This window comes from Anaerofilum hominis (assembly GCF_014287275.1).
Lineage (GTDB): Bacteria > Bacillota > Clostridia > Oscillospirales > Ruminococcaceae > Pygmaiobacter > Pygmaiobacter hominis.
This window is the reverse complement of record NZ_JACONZ010000013.1, coordinates 1-1,336: the sequence shown is the minus strand read 5'-3', so window position 1 is coordinate 1,336 and position 1,336 is coordinate 1. Positions and strand designations below refer to the sequence as shown.

The 1,336-nt window shown below is 63.2% G+C and carries 3 protein-coding genes; all 3 read left to right on the top strand.

Translation table 11 applies throughout. The features are described from left to right. Positions 1-209 (top strand): hypothetical protein (locus H8S23_RS13815; RefSeq protein ID WP_186888938.1); only part of this gene is annotated, 209 nt, incomplete at its 5' end. Further along, a complete protein-coding gene (locus tag H8S23_RS13810) occupies positions 196-444 on the top strand; it encodes a hypothetical protein (protein ID WP_186888937.1) in 249 nt (82 codons plus the stop codon). The genes H8S23_RS13815 and H8S23_RS13810, both read left to right, overlap by 14 nt. Beyond that, a partial coding sequence (locus H8S23_RS13805) for a hypothetical protein (RefSeq protein WP_186888936.1) occupies positions 444-1,336 on the top strand: 893 nt, incomplete at its 3' end. The genes H8S23_RS13810 and H8S23_RS13805, both read left to right, overlap by 1 nt.

Genomic DNA, 1,336 nt, shown 5'->3' with positions numbered 1-1,336 from the left:
AGCACGACCCGCTGAAGCCGGAGGACGCGGCGGGCGAACCGCATGAGCTGACCCATGCGCCGGACGCGCTGCGGGGCTTTTGCGCCTACTGGGTGGACGCGGCCAGGGAGCCGCAGCGGTTGCGGCACGACATTTTGAGGGACGATTTCGGCGTCGAGAAGCAGACCTCGGGGCCGCTGGGAGAGGGAGGCAGTTATGACATTGTTTGACATTGCAGCTTTGGCTGCGGCGTTGGTCTGGGGGGCGGGACTGGTATGGTGCTACCGGCTGGGGCTGCGGGACGGCCTGCGGGCTGCGCGGGGCGAAACGCCTGTGCCGGTGTGGACAGGCGGAGGGAGAGCAAAAGCGGGACCGCCGACAGAGGAGCAGAAGCGGTACGACGCGATCCTGGCGAATATCGACGCCTATGACGGGACGGAGAAAGGGCAACGGGAGGTGATTTGATGCAAGACGCAGTCGGGCAGACGGAGACCACGGAGATCTGGCGCAAATACGAGGCAGGCCGAGAGCATCACAACAACGACGGCATGTATGGCCGGGTGGAGCGCTGTCATCATTTTTACGAGGGGGACCAGTGGCACGGGATCAAGTCGGGCGGCGAGGAGCTGCCGGTGCTGAATTTCATCCGGCCGATCTGCACTTACAAGATCGCCACCGTGGCGATGAACGATACGGCGGTGCTCTACTCCGCCATGGACGGGGATGCACAGGCCACCGCGGTCTGTGAACTGCTGACCCGTTTTGCGGGCGCCCAGTGGGAAAAGGGAAAGATGGACTTCAAAAAATGGGCGGTCATCAAAAACGCCTGCATTGCCGGGGACCACTATCTGTACTGCTATGACGCGCGCGAGCCGTCCGAAAGCGTGGTGCAGGATCTGAAGCCGCAATTAAAGATGCAGTTGGTGGGCAAGACCAGCCTTTACCTGGCAGATGAGCAGGAGCCGGACATCAACAGCCAGGAGTGGATCATCATCGCCGAGCGGCGGCCGGTGGCCCAGGTGCGGGAGGAGGCGCGGAAAAACGGCGTGGCGGAGACGGAGGTCGTGCGTATCGTCTCTGACGAAGTGGATGAGACTGAGATCGGGTACACCGGCGCGCAGGAGGTGAAAACGGACCTTGGCAAGTGCACCAGCCTGCTGTATATGGCAAAGACGGACGAGGGGGTGGCTTTTGGCCGCTCCACCGAGACGGTGATCTACCAGCCCGAGCAGGTGATTCCGGGGCTGGACGTTTACCCGGTGTGCGGGATGCGATGGAGCGAGAAGATGGGCAGCGCCCGGGGCGTGGGCGTGGTGGAGGGGCTGATCCCCAACCAGATCGAGGTGAACCGGACCCT

What these genes read in the sequence shown, in the direction of transcription:
- H8S23_RS13810 (WP_186888937.1), top strand. Translation starts at nt 196, where the DNA reads ATGACATTGTTTGACATTGCAGCTTTGGCTGCGGCGTTGGTCTGGGGG.